The organism is Chamaesiphon sp. VAR_48_metabat_135_sub, assembly GCF_031418915.1.
In the GTDB taxonomy this organism is placed as follows: domain Bacteria; phylum Cyanobacteriota; class Cyanobacteriia; order Cyanobacteriales; family Chamaesiphonaceae; genus Chamaesiphon.
In genome coordinates this window covers 1-4,663 of the sequence record NZ_JANOJV010000189.1, presented here as the reverse complement: position 1 = coordinate 4,663, position 4,663 = coordinate 1, and the positions used below count along the sequence as shown (strand labels likewise).

Below are 4,663 nucleotides of genomic sequence, written 5' to 3'. Positions count from 1 at the left end.
TTTGATCTTTTGGTTGGTGAGGTTACCATTACCATAAACCTCAGAACCTTGACCGTTAGTTAGGGAAGTACCAGTATCGCCACCGCCATAACCTTTTTGCTTGTTTTTAACTGTATTTTTGATCTTTTGGTTGGTGGTGTTGCCGTTACCATAGACAGCAGAACCTTGTTGGTTGTCAATTACAGTGCTGGTATCACCAGCATGAGCGGGGAGAGATAAACCGAGTGTAGCGATGCTTAAACCGACAACGAGGATAGATTTGAAGTTCATGACTGGATATTCCTATTTAAGTAAGTTAGTTGATTAAAATCTTGGCAATGATTGCAAACAGTAGCGGTTGTCAATGATGGAGCCGACAACCGCCAGCAACTGTTTAGTGAGATTTTTGCTTGTTGAGAACTTTATTTTTGATAACTTGGTTGGTTTTGTTACCGTCACCAACAACCTCAGAACCCTGACCGTTAGTCAGTGAAGTTCCCGTGTCGCCACCACCAAGACCTTTTTGCTTGTTTTTAACTACATTTTTGATCTTTTGGTTGGTGGTGTTACCGTTACCATAGATGGAAGAACCTTGTTGATTGTCAATGACAGTCCCTGTACTACCAGCACCAGCACCTGTCTCTACTTCTGTTTCGCCAGCATGAGCGGGGAGAGATAAACCGAGTGTAGCGATGCTTAAACCAACAACGAGGATAGATTTAAAGTTCACGATCGTATATTCCTATTTAAGTAAGTTGACTAAAATCTTGGCAATGAGTGAAAACAGCAGCGGTTATCAATGGTGGCGCCGACAACCGCCAGCAACTGTTTAGTGGGATTTTTGCTTGTTGAGAACTTTATTTTTGATAACTTGGTTAGTAGTGTTGCCATAACCAGTCGTATCGGACATCTGACCGTTAGTCAAAGAAGTTCCAGTATCGCCACCACCAAGACCTTTTTTCTTGTTTTTAACTGTATTTTTGATTAGTTGGTTGGTGGTGTTACCACTACCATTAGTCACAGCACCTTGTTGGTTGTCAATGACAGTCCCTGTACTACCAGCACCAGCACCTGTCTCTACTTCTGTTTCGCCAGCATGAGCGGGGAGGGATAAACCGAGTGTAGCGATGCTTAAACCGACAACGAGGATAGATTTGAAGTTCATGATTAGATGTTCCTGTACTTAATTAGTTAATTATTGACTTACGTATACTGAAGACTACAAATATTTTTAGTTAATTCCGTAAAAGTTCGAGATTTAATTTAGATTTCAATCTGCGGGTTTAATGCGGTTAACGGTTTTTGTCGTTTGTGTCTTTTGCGTTCGTACTATTATCTACAGATCGTTGTGACCACTTTCCTGAAATGTTCCCGAATTATGTCGATCTTTTTTTGCGGATCGATCGAAATGTATACACAGCAAGAATTATATCCCGATTATTAATTTAAAATTGGGATGAGTCGAGCCGATCGAGATCGAGTAAATTAAGGATCGATCTGTAAATAGTGGCTAAACCTGGACTGAAGTTGCTCGATGCTCAAAGATTGCGTCCAATATTCTACCAGTGCATGACCGAAAGCATAGGCATTTTTATTTGGAGCGGCAGAATTATCTAGTAATAATGACCACATGGACAAGAGATCGAAGCTGATCGATTTAGTCTGGTGGGTATTTAAGAGGGAATGCAAGTCATACGCCATTTGCAATTTACCGATGACGACGGGTAACTGTTCCACGGGAATTTGGGTGGTAAGTAATTGAGCCAGCGCAGGCGTACCAGTGGTGACGGTGGAGATAAATTCTAGGACTGGACTTTTGAGAAGTTGGGTAAGTCCCTGAGTCGTGGTCATTTGGAGACTATATCGATCGATAATTTGCGCAGCGGCGATAATTCTGGCATCGAGGTTGCGTAAAAAGCGGGCGAGGCGAATTTGCTTGCTCGGTTCGATCGATTGCAGCAAAGCCAATGATAATGTATCCATCCCCCACGCCTGTCTGTCGATGCGAGGATCGGCATTCACTAGGGGTAAAACTAAATCGCAGTACTCCGCAAAGAATTCATTTCGATAAGCCGTAGCTTCCCGAATGGCGACTTCCTTTGGGCGCGTGCCGTATTGCCAATCGTAGGGCGGTGTCCATTCTCGCAATGGACGGACGCGATCGACCTGAGTTAAGATCGTGACGATCGGTAAATCTGAAACTGTCTGCTTTAACTCTTGCAAAAAGTCCAGATCCATCTGCAATGCTGGATCTAGTGCTGGTGTGACTAATAAGAGTAAATCCGCAGTCGCTGCATATTTCAGTACTTGCGATCGTAAATCCTCCCGCTTGGCTTGCTCGTAACCTGGGCTATCCCACAGTGTCAGACTTTCACCACTGGGAATTTGCCATTGATAATTCTGAATTTTGTCAGTACTCGGTAAAACATCCACGACGGCTAATTCTGTCTGAAATAACGTATTAATCAAACTGCTTTTACCCGCACCCGTGCGCCCTACTAGCAAAATATCGATCGGTTTTTGCTCGATTTTATCTGGCGGTTCGGCAAAAGTCAGGATATCTCGGAGAGTCTGAGTATTCGCTGCTGGTGAGATTTTCGCAACAGTCGTCGGTAAGGGTTGGATGTTGCCACTATATAAAGTCACAGCCTGACGACAAAGATTCGTCAAGGCAGCTTCGCGAGTTAATTGACCTAAATTGACCAACAACTGTCGATCGGCAACGCTAGCAGCCTCCTTGGTGGCAGTTCTGGCGATCGCCTTAACCGGATTAATCATCCATTGCGCCCAATTCCAGACCTTCAGGAGTTTCTGGGCTGAAGGTGCTAATTTTTGGTACGTCTCATAGGCTTCATAGGTCTGGGCGATCGTGACTCGATCGAGTGCTGGTGCTAGTTTCTGCATCCACTCATCCATATCATCCGTGGTACCCCGAATCAAGCCATATGCTTGGGTAACATAGATATTCAGTAGCGGATATTTAACTTCAGGATGATAAATCTTGGCAATGGCGACAATCAATTCCTGACACCGCGCCCAAAATGTCGTCCAATCTTCCCAGATCGGTCGATCGAGTTGAGATTCGGTAATGACTTTTTGCAATACTGTAGTAACCAGCTCTGCGGTATCACCAGCCAGTGGAGTAGCATTGGCGGTAATTGATTCGAGTTCTCGACTCGCCGCTGCGATAACATCGGCACCCTTCCCAATTGAAGATTTCGTCCAACGTACCAAGAACCACCGCCATCCCACAAACGCCAGGGTAAATACACCCCAAATCCAGTTCAGCCCCCACTCATGGATTTTGACTCCAGCAGCAATGAGGAGAAAAATAACGATACTCGCGATCGGTGATACTAAAATAGCCCACTGCCAAGGTTTTAATTGCATCTGATGCTCCTGCGATCGTCAATAACGATATTTTGTAGATATTAAAGTCTCGATTAAAGATGCGGCAATCCGTTTTGCTGCACCAGCCGTACCCATCCGTAATCTTCCATTGCACGCGATCGATTGTAGTCGATCTGGTTGCTGAAATAGTCGCTGGATCTCCATCCCTACATCCTGGGGTTGAGGTACCAAAATGACCGACTCACCCAAACCACCAGATCGCTAAATAGATGTACTTACTAGACGCTATCAGCTTTTTGTTTGTTCGCAAAACTTAATCGGCGAAAATATCTGCACGAGGTTATGTCGGAAAGGTTTTTTCCGACTTGGTTGGGTATTCTGAGTGTAGTCAGCTAACTTACCTATGAAATCAACTACACCGATTAAGCTCGAACGCTTGATCCGACTCGATGAAATATTTCGCCAACAATTATCGAGCAGACATACCGCCAGTAGTTTAGGGGCGGAAGTAGAAGTTACCGAGCGCACAATTAGACACGATCTAGAATTCTTGCGAGATCGCTATCATGCACCGATCGAGTATACCAAAACCAAAGGTTGGCACTATACCGATCTCAAGTGGAATCTACCGACTATCCCCCTCGGTGAAGGTGAATTATTCGCTCTAACACTAGGTGCGCGGATGCTAGAGGGTTGTGCGGGTGCAGCTTATAGTATTCAACTGCGATCGGCAATCCAACGGCTAGGAGAGCGTTTACCAGAGACTACTTGGGTGAATTTGCAGCAGGTAGCTAGCGATCGAGTACTATTTCGGACTGGAGCCAAGATCGATCTCGATCCGCAGATTTGGCAGAGTCTAGAAACTGCTTGTCAAAAGGGTTGTTCAACTCAGATGACTTACTACACTGCCAGTCGAGATAGTGTGGGCGAAAGAATCTTCGATCCTTATCTGCTCTATATCTATCGCGGTACCAATCCCTATGTGATTGGTTATTGTCAGACTCGACAAGCGATTCGGTGGTTTCGAGTGGACAGAATTCGCAAGCTAGAAGTATTAGCCCAAAGTTTCATCCGCGATCCTAGTTTCGATCCGCAGCAACACTTTGAGGATATCTTTCAGGCGGAGGTAGGCGGGGAACTCCAGTCAATTGAAATTTGGTTCGATGGGAAGACTGCGCCCTATATCCGCGAACGAATTTGGCATCCGAGTCAGGAAATTATCGAGCATGAGCATGGAGCGATGACGCTGAAATTTGTAGCGAAAGGGTTACAAGAGCTGAAGCGGTGGGTACTCTCTTATGGGCGGGGTGCGATTGTGCTGCAACCGCAGGAG

General features: G+C 45.2%; 6 protein-coding genes. 1 reads left to right on the top strand and 5 read right to left on the bottom strand.

Features of this window, described 5'->3' with window-relative positions; genetic code table 11:
• From RMO55_RS13870 to RMO55_RS13850, 5 genes are all read right to left on the bottom strand, one after another.
• Nucleotides 1-270 (bottom strand): hypothetical protein (locus tag RMO55_RS13870; protein WP_310427394.1); only part of this gene is annotated, 270 nt, incomplete at its 3' end.
• Nucleotides 271-373: 103 nt separating this feature from the next.
• The gene (locus RMO55_RS13865; RefSeq protein ID WP_310427393.1) at nucleotides 374-709 is read right to left on the bottom strand and encodes a hypothetical protein; all 336 of its coding nucleotides are present in this window, start codon (nucleotides 707-709) and stop codon (nucleotides 374-376) included.
• Nucleotides 710-808: 99 nt separating this feature from the next.
• Nucleotides 809-1,144: a hypothetical protein gene (locus RMO55_RS13860; RefSeq protein ID WP_310427391.1), complete on the bottom strand. Its 336-nt coding sequence runs from the start codon at nucleotides 1,142-1,144 to the stop codon at nucleotides 809-811.
• A gap of 320 nt (nucleotides 1,145-1,464) precedes the next feature.
• Nucleotides 1,465-3,369, bottom strand: a complete 1,905-nt coding sequence (locus tag RMO55_RS13855) for a GTPase (RefSeq protein ID WP_310427390.1) — start codon at nucleotides 3,367-3,369, stop codon at nucleotides 1,465-1,467.
• 18 nt (nucleotides 3,370-3,387) lie between these two features.
• Complete coding sequence (locus tag RMO55_RS13850; RefSeq protein ID WP_310427388.1) at nucleotides 3,388-3,561, bottom strand: hypothetical protein; 174 nt, start codon at nucleotides 3,559-3,561, stop codon at nucleotides 3,388-3,390.
• Nucleotides 3,562-3,733: 172 nt separating this feature from the next.
• Here RMO55_RS13850 and RMO55_RS13845 point away from each other — a divergent pair.
• Nucleotides 3,734-4,663 (top strand): WYL domain-containing protein (locus tag RMO55_RS13845; RefSeq protein ID WP_310427386.1); only part of this gene is annotated, 930 nt, incomplete at its 3' end.

Bases quoted from the DNA above. Each gene is read 5' to 3' on its own strand.
- RMO55_RS13860 (WP_310427391.1), bottom strand. From the start codon at position 1,144: ATGAACTTCAAATCTATCCTCGTTGTCGGTTTAAGCATCGCTACACTC.
- RMO55_RS13855 (WP_310427390.1), bottom strand. From the start codon at position 3,369: ATGCAATTAAAACCTTGGCAGTGGGCTATTTTAGTATCACCGATCGCG.